This is a genomic window from Streptomyces sp. PKA51 (genome assembly GCF_057552455.1).
The window spans coordinates 17,889-33,321 of the sequence record NZ_BAAJPZ010000008.1; the positions used below are offsets into that span (position 1 = coordinate 17,889).

The 15,433-nt window shown below is 71.1% G+C and carries 19 protein-coding genes; 9 read left to right on the forward strand and 10 right to left on the reverse strand.

What is annotated here, in order from left to right; all coding sequences use genetic code 11:
* The first annotated feature begins 1 nt into the window (after position 1).
* Both AC27L3_RS14495 and AC27L3_RS14500 read left to right on the forward strand, forming a co-directional pair.
* Positions 2–196, forward strand: a complete 195-nt coding sequence (locus AC27L3_RS14495; protein ID WP_487234425.1) for a DUF1918 domain-containing protein — start codon at positions 2–4, stop codon at positions 194–196.
* A gap of 146 nt (positions 197–342) precedes the next feature.
* Positions 343–1,566 carry a M20 metallopeptidase family protein gene (locus AC27L3_RS14500; RefSeq protein ID WP_487234426.1) on the forward strand — a complete coding sequence of 408 codons (1,224 nt, stop codon included), beginning with the start codon at positions 343–345 and terminating at the stop codon, positions 1,564–1,566.
* A 46-nt stretch (positions 1,567–1,612) separates the two neighbouring features.
* Here the strand turns inward: AC27L3_RS14500 and AC27L3_RS14505 are convergent, their stop codons facing one another.
* The 3 genes from AC27L3_RS14505 to nadE form a co-directional block, all read right to left on the reverse strand.
* Positions 1,613–2,233 (reverse strand): histidine phosphatase family protein, encoded by a 621-nt coding sequence (locus AC27L3_RS14505; RefSeq protein WP_487234427.1) that lies wholly within the window; start codon positions 2,231–2,233, stop codon positions 1,613–1,615.
* 167 nt (positions 2,234–2,400) lie between these two features.
* Positions 2,401–2,847, reverse strand: coding sequence for a hypothetical protein (locus tag AC27L3_RS14510; RefSeq protein ID WP_487234428.1), 447 nt, complete (start codon positions 2,845–2,847; stop codon positions 2,401–2,403).
* A gap of 197 nt (positions 2,848–3,044) precedes the next feature.
* Positions 3,045–3,890 carry an ammonia-dependent NAD(+) synthetase gene (gene nadE / locus AC27L3_RS14515; protein WP_487234616.1) on the reverse strand — a complete coding sequence of 282 codons (846 nt, stop codon included), beginning with the start codon at positions 3,888–3,890 and terminating at the stop codon, positions 3,045–3,047.
* Between the two features lie 517 nt (positions 3,891–4,407).
* Here nadE and AC27L3_RS14520 point away from each other — a divergent pair.
* Together AC27L3_RS14520 and AC27L3_RS14525 are read left to right on the forward strand one after the other, a co-directional pair.
* Entirely contained in the window at positions 4,408–5,217 is an 810-nt protein-coding gene (locus AC27L3_RS14520; RefSeq protein WP_487234429.1) for a helix-turn-helix domain-containing protein, read from the forward strand.
* A complete protein-coding gene (locus AC27L3_RS14525) occupies positions 5,214–5,483 on the forward strand; it encodes a DUF397 domain-containing protein (RefSeq protein ID WP_487234430.1) in 270 nt (89 codons plus the stop codon). Before AC27L3_RS14520 ends, AC27L3_RS14525 begins: the two co-directional genes overlap by 4 nt.
* Positions 5,484–5,789: 306 nt before the next feature.
* Here the strand turns inward: AC27L3_RS14525 and AC27L3_RS14530 are convergent, their stop codons facing one another.
* Positions 5,790–6,266 (reverse strand): hypothetical protein, encoded by a 477-nt coding sequence (locus AC27L3_RS14530; protein WP_487234431.1) that lies wholly within the window; start codon positions 6,264–6,266, stop codon positions 5,790–5,792.
* Positions 6,267–6,515: 249 nt separating this feature from the next.
* On the opposite strand from AC27L3_RS14530, the gene AC27L3_RS14535 reads away from it, so the two are divergent.
* Positions 6,516–7,184, forward strand: coding sequence for an MBL fold metallo-hydrolase (locus tag AC27L3_RS14535; RefSeq protein WP_487234432.1), 669 nt, complete (start codon positions 6,516–6,518; stop codon positions 7,182–7,184).
* Between the two features lie 155 nt (positions 7,185–7,339).
* Here the strand turns inward: AC27L3_RS14535 and AC27L3_RS14540 are convergent, their stop codons facing one another.
* The gene (locus AC27L3_RS14540) at positions 7,340–7,924 is read right to left on the reverse strand and encodes a DinB family protein (RefSeq protein ID WP_487234433.1); all 585 of its coding nucleotides are present in this window, start codon (positions 7,922–7,924) and stop codon (positions 7,340–7,342) included.
* A 115-nt stretch (positions 7,925–8,039) separates the two neighbouring features.
* The gene (locus AC27L3_RS14545; protein WP_487234434.1) at positions 8,040–8,690 is read right to left on the reverse strand and encodes a LysE family translocator; all 651 of its coding nucleotides are present in this window, start codon (positions 8,688–8,690) and stop codon (positions 8,040–8,042) included.
* Between the two features lie 246 nt (positions 8,691–8,936).
* On the opposite strand from AC27L3_RS14545, the gene AC27L3_RS14550 reads away from it, so the two are divergent.
* Together AC27L3_RS14550 and AC27L3_RS14555 are read left to right on the forward strand one after the other, a co-directional pair.
* On the forward strand, positions 8,937–9,431 hold the full coding sequence (locus AC27L3_RS14550; RefSeq protein WP_487234435.1) for an RICIN domain-containing protein: 495 nt from the start codon (positions 8,937–8,939) through the stop codon (positions 9,429–9,431).
* A gap of 242 nt (positions 9,432–9,673) precedes the next feature.
* Complete coding sequence (locus AC27L3_RS14555) at positions 9,674–10,183, forward strand: GNAT family N-acetyltransferase (protein ID WP_487234436.1); 510 nt, start codon at positions 9,674–9,676, stop codon at positions 10,181–10,183.
* Between the two features lie 26 nt (positions 10,184–10,209).
* On the opposite strand, the gene AC27L3_RS14560 is transcribed toward AC27L3_RS14555, so the two are convergent.
* Positions 10,210–10,980, reverse strand: coding sequence for a MerR family transcriptional regulator (locus AC27L3_RS14560; RefSeq protein ID WP_487234437.1), 771 nt, complete (start codon positions 10,978–10,980; stop codon positions 10,210–10,212).
* A gap of 162 nt (positions 10,981–11,142) precedes the next feature.
* Here AC27L3_RS14560 and AC27L3_RS14565 point away from each other — a divergent pair, with 162 nt between their 5' ends.
* Complete coding sequence (locus AC27L3_RS14565) at positions 11,143–11,934, forward strand: trypsin-like peptidase domain-containing protein (RefSeq protein WP_487234438.1); 792 nt, start codon at positions 11,143–11,145, stop codon at positions 11,932–11,934.
* 93 nt (positions 11,935–12,027) lie between these two features.
* On the opposite strand, the gene AC27L3_RS14570 is transcribed toward AC27L3_RS14565, so the two are convergent.
* Complete coding sequence (locus tag AC27L3_RS14570; RefSeq protein WP_487234439.1) at positions 12,028–12,765, reverse strand: SDR family oxidoreductase; 738 nt, start codon at positions 12,763–12,765, stop codon at positions 12,028–12,030.
* Positions 12,766–12,883: 118 nt separating this feature from the next.
* Between AC27L3_RS14570 and AC27L3_RS14575 the strand changes: the two genes are divergently transcribed.
* A complete protein-coding gene (locus AC27L3_RS14575; RefSeq protein WP_487234440.1) occupies positions 12,884–13,732 on the forward strand; it encodes a helix-turn-helix transcriptional regulator in 849 nt (282 codons plus the stop codon).
* Here AC27L3_RS14575 and msrA read toward each other — a convergent pair.
* Together msrA and AC27L3_RS14585 are read right to left on the reverse strand one after the other, a co-directional pair.
* Positions 13,657–14,292, reverse strand: coding sequence for a peptide-methionine (S)-S-oxide reductase MsrA (gene msrA / locus AC27L3_RS14580; RefSeq protein ID WP_487234441.1), 636 nt, complete (start codon positions 14,290–14,292; stop codon positions 13,657–13,659). The two genes, AC27L3_RS14575 and msrA, sit on opposite strands and share 76 nt — an antisense overlap.
* 71 nt (positions 14,293–14,363) lie before the next feature.
* Complete coding sequence (locus AC27L3_RS14585; protein WP_487234442.1) at positions 14,364–15,428, reverse strand: hypothetical protein; 1,065 nt, start codon at positions 15,426–15,428, stop codon at positions 14,364–14,366.
* Between the last annotated feature and the right edge of the window lie 5 nt (positions 15,429–15,433).

Below are 15,433 nucleotides of genomic sequence, written 5' to 3' on the forward strand. Positions count from 1 at the left end.
AATGCACGCGACGATCGGTGACCGGGTCCGCATCAAGGGCCGCATCGTGGGGATGAGGGAGCACGTCGGCGAGATCGTCGAGGTGCGCGGGGCGGACGGCGCGCCGCCGTACCTGGTGCGCTTCGCGGACGGCCGGGAGTCGCTGATCTTCCCCGGTCCGGACTGCGTCATCGAGCAGCCGCTCCTGGAGAACTGACAGGAGCCCTGCGGGGGCTGTCCCCACCCCACGACGGCGGCTCACCGGATGGGCGCCGGAGCCCCCGAACCCCGAGGATCCAGGGAAGAGATCGACTTCCGGGATCGGACGGAAGAGATCGACTTCCGGGATCAGGGGGAACGGCGATGAAGACGGTGAACCGTCGTACGGTGCTGGGCGGCGCGGTGGCGGCCGCGGCGGGAATCGTGTGGGGCGCCGCGGGACGGGCCGCCGCGGCACCCCGTCCCGTACCCGACCTGGTCGCGCTGCGGCGCGACCTGCACGCCCACCCCGAGGCGCCGGGCCGGGAGGCACGTACGGCCGCGGTGGTCGCCGGCCGCCTGCGGGCGGCCGGGCTGGCCGTCACCACCGACGTGGGCGGCCACGGCGTCGTCGCCGTCCTGCACGGCACCCGGCCGGGCCGCACGGTGGCGTACCGCGCGGACATGGACGCCGTGCCGCCCGAGGGCATCGTCGGCGGCGGCACCGCGCCCGCCCACGTGTGCGGCCACGACATCCACACCACGGTGGCCGTCGGCGTCGCCGAGGCCCTGGCACGACAGCGGCACCGCCACGGGCTGGACGGAAGCATCGTCTTCCTCTTCCAGCCCGCGGAGGAGGCCCTGGCCGGTGCCCGCGCCCTGCTGGACGCCGGCGTGCTGGAACGGCACGGCATCGAGGAGATCCACGCCCTGCACTGCGGCCCCTTCCCCGTCGGGCAGTTCGCGGTGACACCCGGCTACGGGCTGCCCGGCCAGGACCGCGGCGAGATACGGCTGACCGGCCCGGACGCCCCGGACGCCGCCCGCCGCCTGGCCGCCGACATCGCCGCACTCGCCACCGTGACCCCGCCGCAGACCCCGGCCGAACTGGAGAGGATGGTCGCCGACGTCCAGACCCCGGACGGCCCCCTCGCCCGCTTCGTGGCCGTCCGGGCCAAGGCGGAGGACGCCACCGTCCGGGTGTCCTTCCGCTGCTGGCCGCAGGAACGGTACGCCGGGATCCGCGAGCAGATCCGCCGCCTGGCCGGCGCATACGCGGGAGCCACCGTCACCTTCCCCGCCGCGCCCTTCCCGGCCATGGTCTGCCCGGAGCCCGAGGCCCGCGCCCTCGCCCGCCACCTGCGCGGCACCCTCGGCCGGCAGTCGGTCACCGAACTCCACGCCGCCTTCCCCTTCAACGGCGAGGACTTCGCCCTCTACCTCGACCGCGTCCCCGGCACGTACACCTTCCTCGGCGTCCGCACCCCCGGCGCCCCGGTCACCACCGCCTACCCGCACTACCCGGGCTTCACCCCGGACGAGCGCGCCATCGGCACGGGCGTGCGCGCGATGACGGGCTGGATCGCGGAACGGACGCGGCGGGGGTAGGGGGGGAGCGGGAGCGGGGTAGGGGGAGCAGGCAGATCGCGGCGGGTCAGAGGTGGCTTGTGTCGTTGAACATCACGACGGAGGACGGCCGCCCCGGCGCGTAACGGATGACGGTCAGCGCGGCGTTGCCGTGGTTCAGGCCGAGCCAGCGCCACGCGGGGGCGTCCAGGGCATCCCGGACGAGCCAGCCGATGAGGAAGTTGTGGGTGACGACCAGCTCGTGCCGCTCCTCGTCCCCGGCCACCGGCCCCGTGAACCGCTCCAACGCCCGCTGCGCCAGCCCGGGACCGTGCGCCCGGTCCTCGGCGGTGGCGTGGGAGAGGAACTCCAGCAGACGGTCGGCACAGTCGGCCGGCAACTCCTCCCGGGCCGGGAAGTACGGCACGTAGTCGCCGGCGACGTCGTCGGCCCTGACGACGGCGCCCGCCAGGTGCTCACCGATCACCCGCGCGGTCTGCGCGGCCCGGGGCAGCGGGCCGTGACGCACCACGGAGATCGGCAGCTCGGCCAACCGGCGCCCGATCAGCTCGGCCTGCCGGTACCCCTTCTCCGACAGCCCGCTCTCGTCCGGCAGCGCCTCGCCGTGCCGGACGAGGTAGAGGTGGCGGGTGGCGGTGCCGGTGCCTGTGCCGGTGCCAGTGCCGGGGGTCTTCGTCGTGGTCGTCATGGCCAGGTCGACGCCAGGTGATTGATCTTGGTTCCTGGCTGTGACGAGAACCGGACGGACGCGGGCCGGAGGATCACCCACCGCAGCGAGTAGCGGTGGGCAGCGCAGAGGGCGGCGGTCGTGCGACCGCCGCCCATGAGCGTGAGCGTGGGCGTGAGCCGCGTGCTCTACTCCGCGTCGATCGGGCGCACGAACTCCAGCGTGAACGTCTCCTGGAACTCGGGCTTGGGCGGCACGATCTCGATCTGCGCGCCCCGGTGCCCGGCGCGCAGGGCGAGGCCCTTGTCCGAGAGGATCTTGACGCCGCCGATGACCCGCTCGAACGTGAACTTCGCCCACTCGGGGCGCGGGACGTTGTTCACGAACAGCCTGTCCTCGGCGATCACCAGACCCGCCTGCTCGTGCTCGGCGAGACGGATCACGTACGGCGCCCCGGGCACCGGCTCGGCGGGCTCGATGAGCCACTCCTGCTCGATCGGGAGCGGGTTGAGGCGGTCGGTGATGACGGGGGCACCGTGCTTGACCGCGTACTCGGTGGCCGTCACCAGGCTGGTCGGACCGATGATGTGGGCGTGGATCTTGTAGATGCCAGGCTTCACCGGGATCGGAGGCATGCGCGAACGTTCCTCTCACTCGGTCCACTTCCCCGGCGGCGAACCACCACCGGGCGCCTCCACCATCGGGGAGCGCCCGGCCTCGACACAGGGCAGGAAATCGCCAAGTCGAGGACGGCGCGGACCGCTCGATCGCAGGAGCGAATACCGCGGCGTAGGTGGCGTCGGGGGCGTCCCGCGGCGCCGGCAGCGTCGGCTCAGGGAGCGATCGGCAGCTGCCGCTTGTGCTCGGTGAGCCGGTAGCGACGGACGATGGCCTCGAACGCGGCCTCGGCGACCGGCGCGCCCTCCAGGAAGTCGTCGATGTCGTCGTACGTGACACCGAGCGCCACCTCGTCCGGCTTCCCCGGATCCAGCGTTTCCAGGTCGGCGGTAGGGGTCTTCTCGGTCAGCGACGCCGGCGCGCCCAGGACGCGCGACACGGCCCGTACGCGCCGCTTCGTCAGCCCCGTGAGCGGAACCACGTCCGCCGCGCCGTCGCCGAACTTCGTGAAGAAGCCGGACACCGCCTCGGCCGCGTGATCGGTACCCACGACCAGCCCGTCGTGCGCACCCGCAACGGCGTACTGCGCGATCATGCGCTGCCGGGCCTTGATGTTGCCGTGCACGAAGTCCTGGTGGTGCGCGTCACGGAAGACCGTACCGGCCGCCACCGCCGCCTCCAGCGCGGCGTCGCTGGCAGGCTTCACGTCCACGGTCAGGACGCGGTCGGCCCGGATGAACTCGAGCGCCAGCTGCGCGTCCTTCTCGTCGGCCTGCACCCCGTACGGCAGCCGCATGGCGAAGAACGTCGCCTCCCGCCCGGTGGCCCGCACCCGCTCGACGGCGAGCTGGCACAGCCGCCCGGCGGTGGTGGAGTCCACCCCGCCACTGATGCCCAGCACCAGGGAACGCAGCCCGGAGGAGATCAGCTGGTCGGCGAGGAAGGCCACCCGCCGCTCAACCTCCTGCTGAGCGTCGAAGGACGCGCTCACCTGAAGATCCCGGGCGATCTCCTGCTGCAGGGCTATGGACGCCTGGGGCTTTTCCTGGTGCTGGTCGATCACGGTTGCTGCTCCTTGGCGGGCGGGCGGGCGGGCGCGGGGCGGGGCGGGGCGGGGCGGGTAAGGGGCCTCAAGCACTCTAAGCGAGCGGGGGCGGGTGCCTGTCCGCGGGCTTTGTCTGTGGGTGCCTGTCCGTGGGCGGGTGCGGGTCAGAACTTTGGCTGGCTACGAGGGGAGGGGTGGGGGGCCGGGGTGGGTTTGCGGTCTGCGGGTGGGTTTGGAGCTGGCCGCCGTTCTCGTGCCGTCGCGGATGCGGGTGCGTGAGGAGATCGCGCCCTTGTTTGTGGCTGAGGGGGAGCTGGCTGCTGCCGCGATGTGGCTTGCGCCGGTGGAGACGCTCCGCTCGTGTCAGGTGTGTACGTGGCTGGCCGTCCGGCTGCAGATCGTTCGTGGTGACCGCAGAAACCTTCACTGGTGGGAGGAAATGAGGGGTGGAGTTACCGGGTCGTGTGATCCGCGGTGTCTGAAAGCTTCCGTGTGGCTACTTTGAGTAGTAGCGATGGGAAGGGGTGGTCCGATGACTGTGGAGTCCCAGCCGCCGATCGGCTGGCGGTACTGCGGGGATCAGCTGAGGCGGTGGCGGCAGCGAGCGGGGATCTCGCGGGAGGAGCTGGCGAAGGAGGTGTGTGTCGGTGTCGAGTTGATCAAGTCGATCGAGCAGGGGCGGCGAAGGGCCAGCCTGAGGATCCTGCAGATCGCGGACCAGCTGTGCGGGGCGGGTGGGCTGCTTGAGGCGGCCTACCAGTACCTCCAGCCGGAGCGCTTCGTGTCGTACTCGCAGGACTTCATGCGCCATGAAGCCGAAGCGATCGTGGTCAGCTCGTACGAGCCGCTGCTGGTTCCCGGATTGCTGCAGACCGAGGAGACCATGCGGGCTCTGTTCACCGGGAGCTGGCCACCGAGGGGCGACGAAGAGATCGAAACGCTGGTCGCCGCCAGGCTCGAACGCCAGGCGATGCTGGACAAGCAGACGCAGGTGTACAGCTTTGTGATCGGTGAGATGGTGCTGAGTGAGCCGCTTGCCGACCGGGAATCCCACAGACGGCAGCTCCTGCACCTGGAGGAGCAGAGCAAGCGGCGAAACGTGACCGTGCAGGTCATGCCCGCGGGGAGTGGCGTGCACCCGGGGCTGGAAGGCTCGTTCGTGCTCCTGGAGATGCCCGACCACAAGCGCTTGGCCTACGAGGAGGGGCAGCAGTCGGGGGTGCTCTACGCCGACCCGGACAAGCTGCACATCGTGTCCCAGCGCTATGTCATGATCGCCCAACGGGCGCTCAGCCCAGGAGATTCCGTAGGACTCATCAGAAGGTTGGCGGAGGAGCGGTGAACACCGACTGGATACGGTCCAGTTATAGCGGCGGGTCCGGCGGCAATTGCCTGGAGATTGCTCCCACTTGGCGTAGGTCGAGCCGCAGCGGCGGCTCTGGCGGTGATTGCGTCGAGGTGTGCTCAGGCCCCCGGCGCATACGTGTCCGCGATTCGAAGCGAATACCCGGCCCGGAGGTGAGTGTTTCCGCTGCCTCGTGGGCGGCATTCGTTGGTGCGGTCGCCCGGCACGGTCTGCAGCCGGACGCTCAGCCCCATCACACGTGACACGAGCGGAGCGTCTCCACCGGCGCACGCCACATCGCGGCAGCAGCCAGCTCCCCCTCAGCCACAAACAAGGGCGCGATCTCCTCACGCACCCGCATCCGTGACGGCACGAGAACGGCGGCCAACCTCCCACGCACCCGCAGACCGCAAAGGGACCCCCGCCCCCCACCCCTCCCCTCGTAGCCAGCCAAAGTTCTGACCCGCACCAGCCCACGGGCAGCAACCCGCACCCCGAAGTTCCGGGCTGCGGGCTGCGTGCCCTGCGCTGGCTGGCCCCGCGCTAGCTGACCCCGCGGGGGCCGTGGGTTACCGGCCCCAGATCCGCCAGGTCACGTTCGCGTTGTTGCCCGAGCCGCCCTCGCGCACGAACAAGAACTCGTCACCACGCTCGCTGTACTGGTTGGAGCCGACGTACGGGTTGTCCCAGTGCAGCTCGATCTCCTTGTAGTTGAGCGCAGGGTTTCCACAGTTACCGGTCTGGAAGGTGGCGCGGCCTTCCGTGCCGGTCATGAACCCGTTGCTCTCCGAGGCCCACGAACGCTTCGCCCCATCGCGCACGATCTGCGGCACCTCGACGGTCCAGATCCCGTGGTCGAGCGACTGGTTGGTGCGGTAGAGGTCGCAGCCCGTCCGGTTTTCGAGGGTGATGCCGGTGCTTCTGGCGGCGTTGATGGTGACGGGGGCGGCACTGGCGGCACTGGCGGTGCCGGCGGTTGCGAGGACGGCCACGCCCATGGTCAGGGCGGCGACGGCCGCGGCCTTGGCGGTCTTCTGGCGACGCATGTGCATCTCCCTAGCCTTCGGGGACGAGGCGAACCCCGTCCTGTTCATTGCGGTGACGTCTCTGCCACCACGCCGAAGACTCCCGGCTGCGTATCTCCGCAGTGTGAACGTGCGCTCAACGACCGGACCGATCAACGACCGGACCGATCAACAACCCGGACCAATCAACAACCAGGACCACTCGCTGCACCTGATGTGCCGTCAGCGAACGACGGCGCGTTTGCCGGGGCGGCAGTGCAGGCTGGGCGTATGGACGTGATCGAGGTACTGCCGAGGCTGCTCATGCTCCGCTTCCCGGTGGGGGCGGCCTATCTGTGGCGGGACGACGACGAGCTGACCCTGATAGATGCCGGGGCGGCGGGCTGCGGCGAGAAGATAGCGGAAGTTCTGGACGGCACGTTGCGGCGGATCGTGCTGACGCACTGGCACGAGGACCATACGGGCTCGGCTGCCGAACTGGCCGCCCGGCACGGTGCGGAGGTGGTGGCCCATCGGCTGGAGGCGCCGGTGATCCGGGGCGAGGCGGCCGGGGCGCCACCGGTGCTCGAGGAGTTCGAGGTGCCGATCCGGGCGGCCGTTCCGCCTCTCCCCCCGGCCCCGCCGTGCCGGGTGGATCGTGAGGTGGAGGACGGCGACGTGCTGGAATTCGGCGGCGGGGCGGTGGTGGTCGCGGTGCCCGGGCACACGGACGGGTCGATCGCGCTCCACCTGCCCGGACCCAAGGTGCTGTTCACCGGGGATGCGGTCGCCAACGTCGGCCGGACCATGCTGGGTGTCTTCAACACCGACCGCGCCCGGGCCGTCGAGTCGCTCCACCGGCTCGCCAAGCTGGATGTCGACACGGTGGTCTTCGGGCACGGCGACCCCATCACGCAGGGCGCATCGGCCGCCCTTCAGGCGGCGGCCTCGGCAGTGTGACGGGAGGGCCTTGAAATCACCGCCGGAGGGGCCGGTTCATTGCGGTCGGCATGGACCCGGCCGGCCACGCCATGGAACTCATCACCGTGCCCTACGGCGGCTGGCCCGCATAGGGCCCCGGGGCATACGCCTCCGAGATGCGAAACGGTGGTCGGTCAGACCTTGATACGGGCGGCCGTCCTGGCAGCCTGCTCGATCTTCGCGCAGTAGGCTGCACGGGCTTCCTCGTCGATCTGCTGCTCGTATTCGGGGCGCACCCCGGTCCGGCCGTCGAGGCTCTCGCGCAGGATATCGGCGTGCCCGGCATGCCGGTTGGACTCGCCGAGGACATGGACCAGGACGGCGAACAGGTTCGTGTTGGGAGAAGGCTCCGGCCACCACGGCACGTGACCGGGGGCGTCGAGGGGAAGCTCGCTGATCGTGGCGTCCGCGTGTTCCCACGTGCGCCGGTAGAACCCGGTGATCTGCTCGCGGGTCTCGTCCTCGGCCGCCCACAGATCGCTGCCGTCGTAGTCCTGCCACGGGGGCAGCGGTTCCGGGGAAGGGCGGCCGAAGACCTCGCCGAAGTACCGGGCCTCGACGGTGGCCATGTGTTTGACCAGGCCGAGGAGGTTGGTCCCGGTCGGCGTCAGAGGCCGGCGGGCGTCGTACTCGGACAAGCCGTCGAGTTTCCAGAGCAGCGCCTTGCGGTCCCGCCGCAGTCTCCCGTGCAGGGTGTCCTTCGCGAATTCATCGATCATGCGGCATGAGCCTGCCATGGGCAGTTCACGGCCTCAAGATCTCGTACGAGGTCCGAGCCGCGACGGGCAATGAGCGCAACAGCCCAAGGTGCGGACGCGTCGGTAGGTGACGCTGTCAGCGCAGGGCGACCGCCGCGCCCGTTCGCTCGGTGGCGATCCTGACGGCGAAGCCCGCCAGCGCGGTGCCCATCACGTAGCGGTGCAGTCGCTGCCAGAGCGGGTGCCTGCCGAAGAACCCGGCCACGGAGCCGGCCGTCACGATGAAGAACGCGTTGCCCGCGACCCCCACCGCGATCTGGGTCAGCCCGAGCAGCAGGCCCTGCAGGGCGACATGGCCGCGCTCCGGGTCGACGAACTGCGGGAGCAGCGAGATGTAGAGGATGGCCACCTTGGGATTGAGCAGGCAGGTGAGCAGGCCCATCAGGAAGAGCTTGAGGGGCCTGTCGTGCGCGAGCTCCTGGTGTGCGAGAGGGGATCGGCCGCCCGGCCGGACGGCCTTCCAGGCGAGCCAGAGCAGGTAGCCCGCCCCGGCCAGTTTGACCGTCAGGTAGATCTCCGGCACCAGCGCGAAGACGGTGGCGATACCGGCGGAGACGGCGAGGAGGTAGACCAGGAAGCCGAGGGCGACTCCGGCCAGCGAGACCAGCCCCGCCCGACGGCCCTGGGCGATCGAACGGGAGACCAGGTAGATCATGTTCGGCCCCGGCGTCAGCACCATGCCGAGCTCCACCAGAGCGATCCCCGCTATTGCTTCCGGCCCGATCACAGCACTACCTCCGTACGCGCGTTCTGCTGGGCGCAACCTAGCAGCTCACGGCCATGTGCCTGCTTCGAGAAGGAGGTGCCCATGTCCGCTGACGGCGCCGTTCGTTGAGGATGCCGCGGCGGCGCCGAGCGCGGCGGCCTCAGACGGGCCGGGCCCGCGGCCGGTTCCTCCGGCCGGCGCCTCACCTTGCCGTGAGGTCACGGCTACGCTGTGTGTGCTGGAGTGGGCGGCAGGGGAGGTTCGCGCATGCGCAGGATCCGGCTCGGCGCTTCCGTGGTGGTGCTGGTGGCGTCGCTCATCGGCCTCGTCACCGCGGCCCCGGCGCAGGCGGATTACGGGAGGCCGGTCCGCAGTGGCCTCAATCCGTCCCATCTGTGTCTGGACGTACGCGGTGGAATCGCCGCCGCGGGGCAGGACGTGCAGATCTGGGACTGCAACAACGGTCCGGGCCAACGCTGGATTCTGAAGTCCGACGGGACGATCGTCAGTGACCTCGACTACCGTGAGATCTGGTGCCTGGACGTTCGCGGCGGCGTGCCGGCCGCAGGTCAGGACGTGCAGCTGTGGCGGTGCAACGGCGGTGCGGGCCAGCACTGGCACCGGAACGACAACGGCACCCTCACCAGTGACCTCAATCCTGACCGGCTGTGCCTCGACGTACGCGGCGGAATCGGCGCCGCGGGCCAGGACGTGCAGATCTGGGACTGCAACGGCGGCGCCAACCAGCGCTGGTACGTCTGAGTCCGCCGCGTCCGCTGAATCCTCGCGCGCGTGGGCGGGTGCCCGCGTACACTGTCCTGTGTTCGTGCGGGTGTTCGGATCGGGGAGGTGAGGTTGATGACCGCGCTCAAGGTCGCCGCTGTGCGCAGCGCCCGGGTCTCCCTCACGCCCCGGGTCGCGGCCTGACCCTGCCGTCCTCGCCGGGAGCGTGAGCTCGCGGGGCGTCCGCACGCACCCTCTCCCGAAACGGATCTTCGTCCATCATGCGCACCACCTGGACCACGCGCGCCGAGACCGGCGCCGACATCCCCGCCGTCCGTGAGATCAACCTCGCCGCCTTCCCCACCGCGCTGGAGGCCGACCTCGTCGATGCCCTGCGGGCCGATCCCGCGTGGATCGAGGGCCTGTCCGTCGTCGCCGCCGACGAGGCGGGCAGGCCCGTGGGTCATGCCCTGCTGACCCGCTGCCACATCGGCGACACCCCGGCCCTGTGCCTGGCCCCGTGCGCCGTGCGGCCCGAGCAGCAGGGGCGTGGTGCGGGGAGTGCCGCCGTCCGCGCCGCCCTCGCCGCGGCCAGGACGGCGGGGGAGCGCTACGTCGTCGTGCTGGGGCACCCCTCGTACTACCCCCGGTTCGGCTTCAGCCGCGCCTCCGCGCACGGCATCGGGCTGACCGTCGACGTCCCGGACGAGGCCCTGATGGCCCTCGCCCTGGACGTCGACCACCCCCTGCCGAGCGGAACGGTCCACTACGCCGCGCCGTTCGGCATGTGATCCCCCCCTCGGGCGCGCGGTTGCCGCTAGCGCAGCCGCGCGTCCGCGTACACCGTCATCGCCTCCTGCTGGTACGCGGCCAGCCCTTCGGCGATCTTGTCGAAGTTGGCGCGGAACTGCGGGTCGTCGACGTAGGTCCGGGCCAGGCCCTTGTACGCCTCCGCGTTCGGGGTCCAGAAGCGGCACACGCCCTGGTAGTGGGCGTCCACCTCGGCCTGCACCGCCGGGTCGGCGGCCGGGGTGCCGGCGACCATGAACTCCGCCATGCGGATCATCTGCGCCGTCACCTCGCGCTGCCAGTGCTCCGTGTCCTCGGGGGTCATCGCCTCGACGGCCTGCCGGGACTGCTCCCAGGCCTGCGGCCACCGCTCCCGTACCTCGGCCTCCATCTCGGCGTCGTGCCGGGAGGGCTCGAAGCCCTCGAAGAGGTTTTCCGGCCTGTTGATGCGCGCCATGTCGTTGTCCCTGCTTCCTTCCAGTTCGGCGATGGTGCGGTCGACGGTGCGGGCGAGTGTCGCGAGCCGTTCCTGTTCGGCCGCCAGGTGGGCGCGGTGCTCGCGGAGCACGGTCACCTGGTCGGCGCCGCTGTCGAGCACGGCGCGGATCTCCCGCAGTCCCAGGCCCAACTCCCGCATCAGGAGGATCTGCTGGAGGCGCAGCAGCTCGGTCTCCGTGTAGTAGCGGTGCCCATTGGTGCCGGTCCAGGCGGGTGGCAGCAGGCCGATCTCGTCGTAGTGCCGCAGTGTCCGTGAGGTCGCTTTGGACATCCGGACCACGTCCGCGGTCGACCAGGCCATCGTCGGTCCCGCCCCTTCCGTTTCCATCGCCGGCCGGTCCTTCCGGCCGCACGGAGGACGTTAGAAGTTGACGTAACGGCACTTGCAAGTGGTGACAAACGTGCGTTCGTGCTCTTCGATGTGCGTGTTCGATACAACTTCGGTCCGTACAGGAGTGATCACATGCTGCGTGCGTTACGCGCCCTCGGTCTCGCCGCCGTTCTGACGGCGGGCCTGACCCTCACCGCGGCCCCGGCCGCCACCGCCGCCCCCGCAGCGGCCCCGGCCGCCGCCACCGGAGCGCTGACGCCCATCGGCGGCGGCACCGGCATCATCTTCCGGATCGTGCCGTCCCCGGAGAACCCGCAGGGCTACTTCGTCTGCACCCTCACCGCCGTCGGCCGCGACAACGCCGGCAACCTGGTCGGGCTGACCAACGCCCACTGCTTCATCGACGAGAAGGGCAACAAGCTCGTCGGCGAGAAGGTCTACCGCGACACCTCGCCCGCCGGCACCGCCGCCGCCCCCGCCGACCTCAACGCCAGCCGCCCCGACCTGGAGACGGGCGCCATCGGCACCGTGACCTACGTCAGCACGCCCAACAACCTGCTGAACACCGGCCCCAAGGGCCTCGACTACGCCGTCATCAAGCTGGACGAGACGCGGGTCGCCCCCACCGCCACCGTCGGCGGCGTGACCATCTCCTCGATCGGCGCCCCGCCGCCCAACGGCGTCCGCATGTGCAAGCAGGGCCACCGCACGGGCCTGACCTGCGGCATCAAGCTGGGCACCCACGACATCTGGTTCACCCACCTCATCTGGACCCAGGGCGGGGACTCCGGCTCCCCCGTGGTCAGCGGCCAGACCCTGGTCGGCAACGCGTGGGGCGCCCAGCACAGTTCGGCGATCGTCGACATCATCGCCGAGATGGACGCCAACGGCGGCGTCGGCGCCGGTTTCCACCTGGCGACCTGAGCCCCGGCCCGACGAACGGCGAAGGCGGCCCTCGGCCCTCCGCCTTCGCCATCCCCAGCGCCTGGCCACTGCGTACCGGCCACCAGGCGGCGGTCAGCCCTGGGCGGTGGGACGGATGACGATCTCGTTCACGTCGACCGTGGCGGGCTGCTCGATGGCGAACGCGATGGCCCGTGCGACGGCCTCCGGAGGGATCGCGATGTCGTCCCGCATCTTCACGATCTCCGCTCTGACCCGGCTGTTGGTGGACGCCTCGGCGAAGTCGGTGGCCGTTGCACCGGGGGAGACGGTGGTCACCCGCACCGTGTCGCCGGCCTCCTGGCGCAGCCCTTCGCAGATGGCCCGGACCGCGAACTTCGTACCGGCGTAGACGGCCATGGCGGGGACGACGCGGGAGGCGGCGGTCGAGGCGACGGTGACGAAGTGCCCGGCGTTCTGGGCCCGGAAGACGGGGAGCGCGGCGCCGATGCCGTGCAGCACGCCCTTCACGTTGACGTCGACCATGCGGTCCCACTCCTCGACCCGCAGATCGTCGAGGGGTGAGATCGTGCCGACCCCGGCGTTGCCGACGAGGACGTCGAGCCGCCCGAAGCGCTCGGTCGCGAGTGCGACCAGGGCGCGCATGTCCTCGTGACGGGTCACGTCGGTGCGTATGTGCACCGCCGTTCCTCCCGCCTTCCCGATCCGCGTCGCCACCTCGGCGAGGCGCCCGGACCGGCGCCCGCCGAGGACCAGTCGCGCGCCGCGTTTCGCGAGCAGCAGGGCCGTCGCCTCGCCGATGCCGCTGCCGGCCCCCGTGATGGCCACCACTTTGCCTTCGATTCCGGACATGATGCCGCCCTCTTCGTCCATGGCCCCGTGCCGCGGCCCGTGTTCGCACCACCAGTTTCCGAAGGGCTTAGCCTGGTATCCAGACCGAACTCATTCTGGAACCAGGGGTACCAGCGCCATGTCCGAGCAGTCGGACCGACGCCGTCGGCTCGGTGATTTCCTGCGCAGCCGCAGAGAGCGCCTGATCCCCGAGGACGTGGGGCTGCCGCGGACGGGCCGCCGCCGGACGCCGGGGCTCCGCCGGGAGGAGCTGGCCCTGCTGGCCGGCATCAGCGCCACCTGGTACACCTACCTGGAACAGGGCCGGGAGGTCCGCGCCTCCGAGCAGGTGCTGGGCGCTCTGGCCGGCGTGCTGCGGCTCGACCGGCACGAGCGGGCCCACCTCCTCCAGCTCGCCGGTCACGGGCCCGTGGCCGAAGCCGAGGGACACGGGCCGCTCACGGCCGAGGCCGCGGCCGTCCCCGGGCTGCTCCAGCCGAATCCGGCGTACATCATCGCGGGCAATTACGACGTGCTCAGCCACAACCGGGCAGCCGTCGACCTGTTCCCCGGTCTGGTCACCGAGGCGGGCCCGCCGGCCAACTTCGCCCGCTGGGTCTTCCTCGAACCGGCGGCCCGGGACGTACTGGTCGACTGGGAGGTCGAGGCACGCGGCCTGCTGGCCCGGCTCCGGGCCTCGGCCGCGCGCCATCCCGGCGATCCGCGCTACGCCCGAGTGCTCGAAGAGCTGGAGGAAGGCAGCCCGCAGGCGCGGGCCTGGTGGCCCCGGTACGAGATCCAGGCCCGGCACAGCGGTCGCAAACGGCTACGGCACCCGGAAGGCGGGGTGAGCGAGTACGCGTACAGCGCGTTCCATCTCGCCGAACAACCGGAACAGACGCTGGTGATCTATCACCTCTCGGTCGGCTCCGGCGCCGACGCCACCCCCACCGGGCAGCTGACCCCCGTGCCGCCGATGCCGCAGTAGCCGTTGGGGTTCTTGCCGGGCGACAAGTACTGCTGGTGGTACGGCTCCGCGTAGTGGAAGGGCGGGGCCGGGGCGATGGTCGTGGTGATGGAGCCGTAGCCCGAGGCCGTGAGGACCTTCTGGTACGTCTCGCGCGACGCCTCCGCCGCCGCCTGCTGGGCGGCGGAGTGCGTGAAGATCACCGACCGGTACTGGGTGCCGATGTCGTTGCCCTGACGGTTGCCCTGGGTGGGGTCGTGGGACTCCCAGAAGAGCTTCAGCAGCGACTCGTACGAGACGACGGCGGGGTCGAAGACGACGCGGACGACCTCGGCGTGGCCGGTCAGGCCGCTGCACACCTCCTCGTACGTGGGGTACGACGTGCGGCCGCCCTGGTAGCCCACCAGGGTCGTCCACACACCCGGCGTCTGCCAGAACTTGCGCTCCGCACCCCAGAAGCAGCCGAGGCCGAAGTCGGCGGTCTCATGGCCGTCGGGGTAGGGGCCGGCCAGGGGTGTGTCCAGGACGGTGTGGCGCTCCTGGAGGGGGAATCCGGGGGCGGCGCGGTCGGTGAACATCATCGGGCTCCTCGCTTCGGCGGTCCGTCGGGGACAACGTACGAGCCGCCGCCGGGATTCCGGCCCGCGGCCCGTCAGCGGTGGCGGCCCCCCGCGCGGCCCGCCGCGCGGGCCCCGGTGAGGGCCTCGTTGCGGCAGTGGCAGTAGAACTCCGCCGTCTTCGTGTAGTCGCTCCAGGGCCTGGCCCCCACCCAGCCGTCCACCAGGCGGAACTGTTCGACGGCCTCCGCGTACCGCTCCTGCTTCGTCAGCAGGTACGCCAGCAGGTGACGGGCGCCCGCGAGCCGGGGGTGGTCCGGGCGGCAGGCCGCCACGTCGATCAGGGCCGCGTCGATCATGGCGGTCAGGTCCACCGAGCGGTAGGCGACGTCCGGGGCCTCGTCGTCCAGGTGGTCGTACCAGTAGCGCAGCGGCAGCAGCGTCATCAGGCTGCCGGGCGGGGCCGTGCGCGCGGCGGTCCAGGCGAACTCCAGCGCCAGCTGCTCGGAGCCGAGCCACCTCGGGTACCAGTACGACATGGCGCTCACGTGGGCGTCGTGGTGGTACGGGGCGCGGGCGGTGATCTCGGCCCACAGGGTCCGCATCTCCTCGTGCGACGCGCTCAGCCCCTTGCGCAGCGGGATCTGGGAGACGAACGGGGTCGGGTCGCCGGGGTCGGCCAGGGACACGGCGCGAGCGAAGTCCTCCCGCGCCTCCTGCAGCACCCTGAGGAAGCCCATGGCCTGCTCGGTCGTGGTGTCCTCGGCCCACGCCGTGCCGCGGATCTCCCAGGCCACGAGGATCTTCGCCTCCGCCTTGACGACGGCCGCGCCCGGGTCGTCCGGGTGGGCTGCCTCCCAGGCCCGCAGCCAGGCGTCGTCCTTGGCCGCCTCGTGGGCAATGATCCCGACCAGTGCGGAGCGCCGCTCCCAGTCGGTGCCCGCATCCCGGAGCGCCCGGGCGGCGGGCTGCCAGTCACCTGCGGAAAGGGCCGCGACGACGGCGTCGGCCGTGGGGTCCGCGCAGGGCCGTTCCGTGTTCTGCCGCTCGGGCGGCAGCCAGCCCTCGGCGGCGAGCCGGGCAGCGGTCACGTTCGCGCGCCGCTTCCTTCTGAACCACAGGAAGACGGACACGGCTATGACGATGGCGGACAGCAGCATGCAGG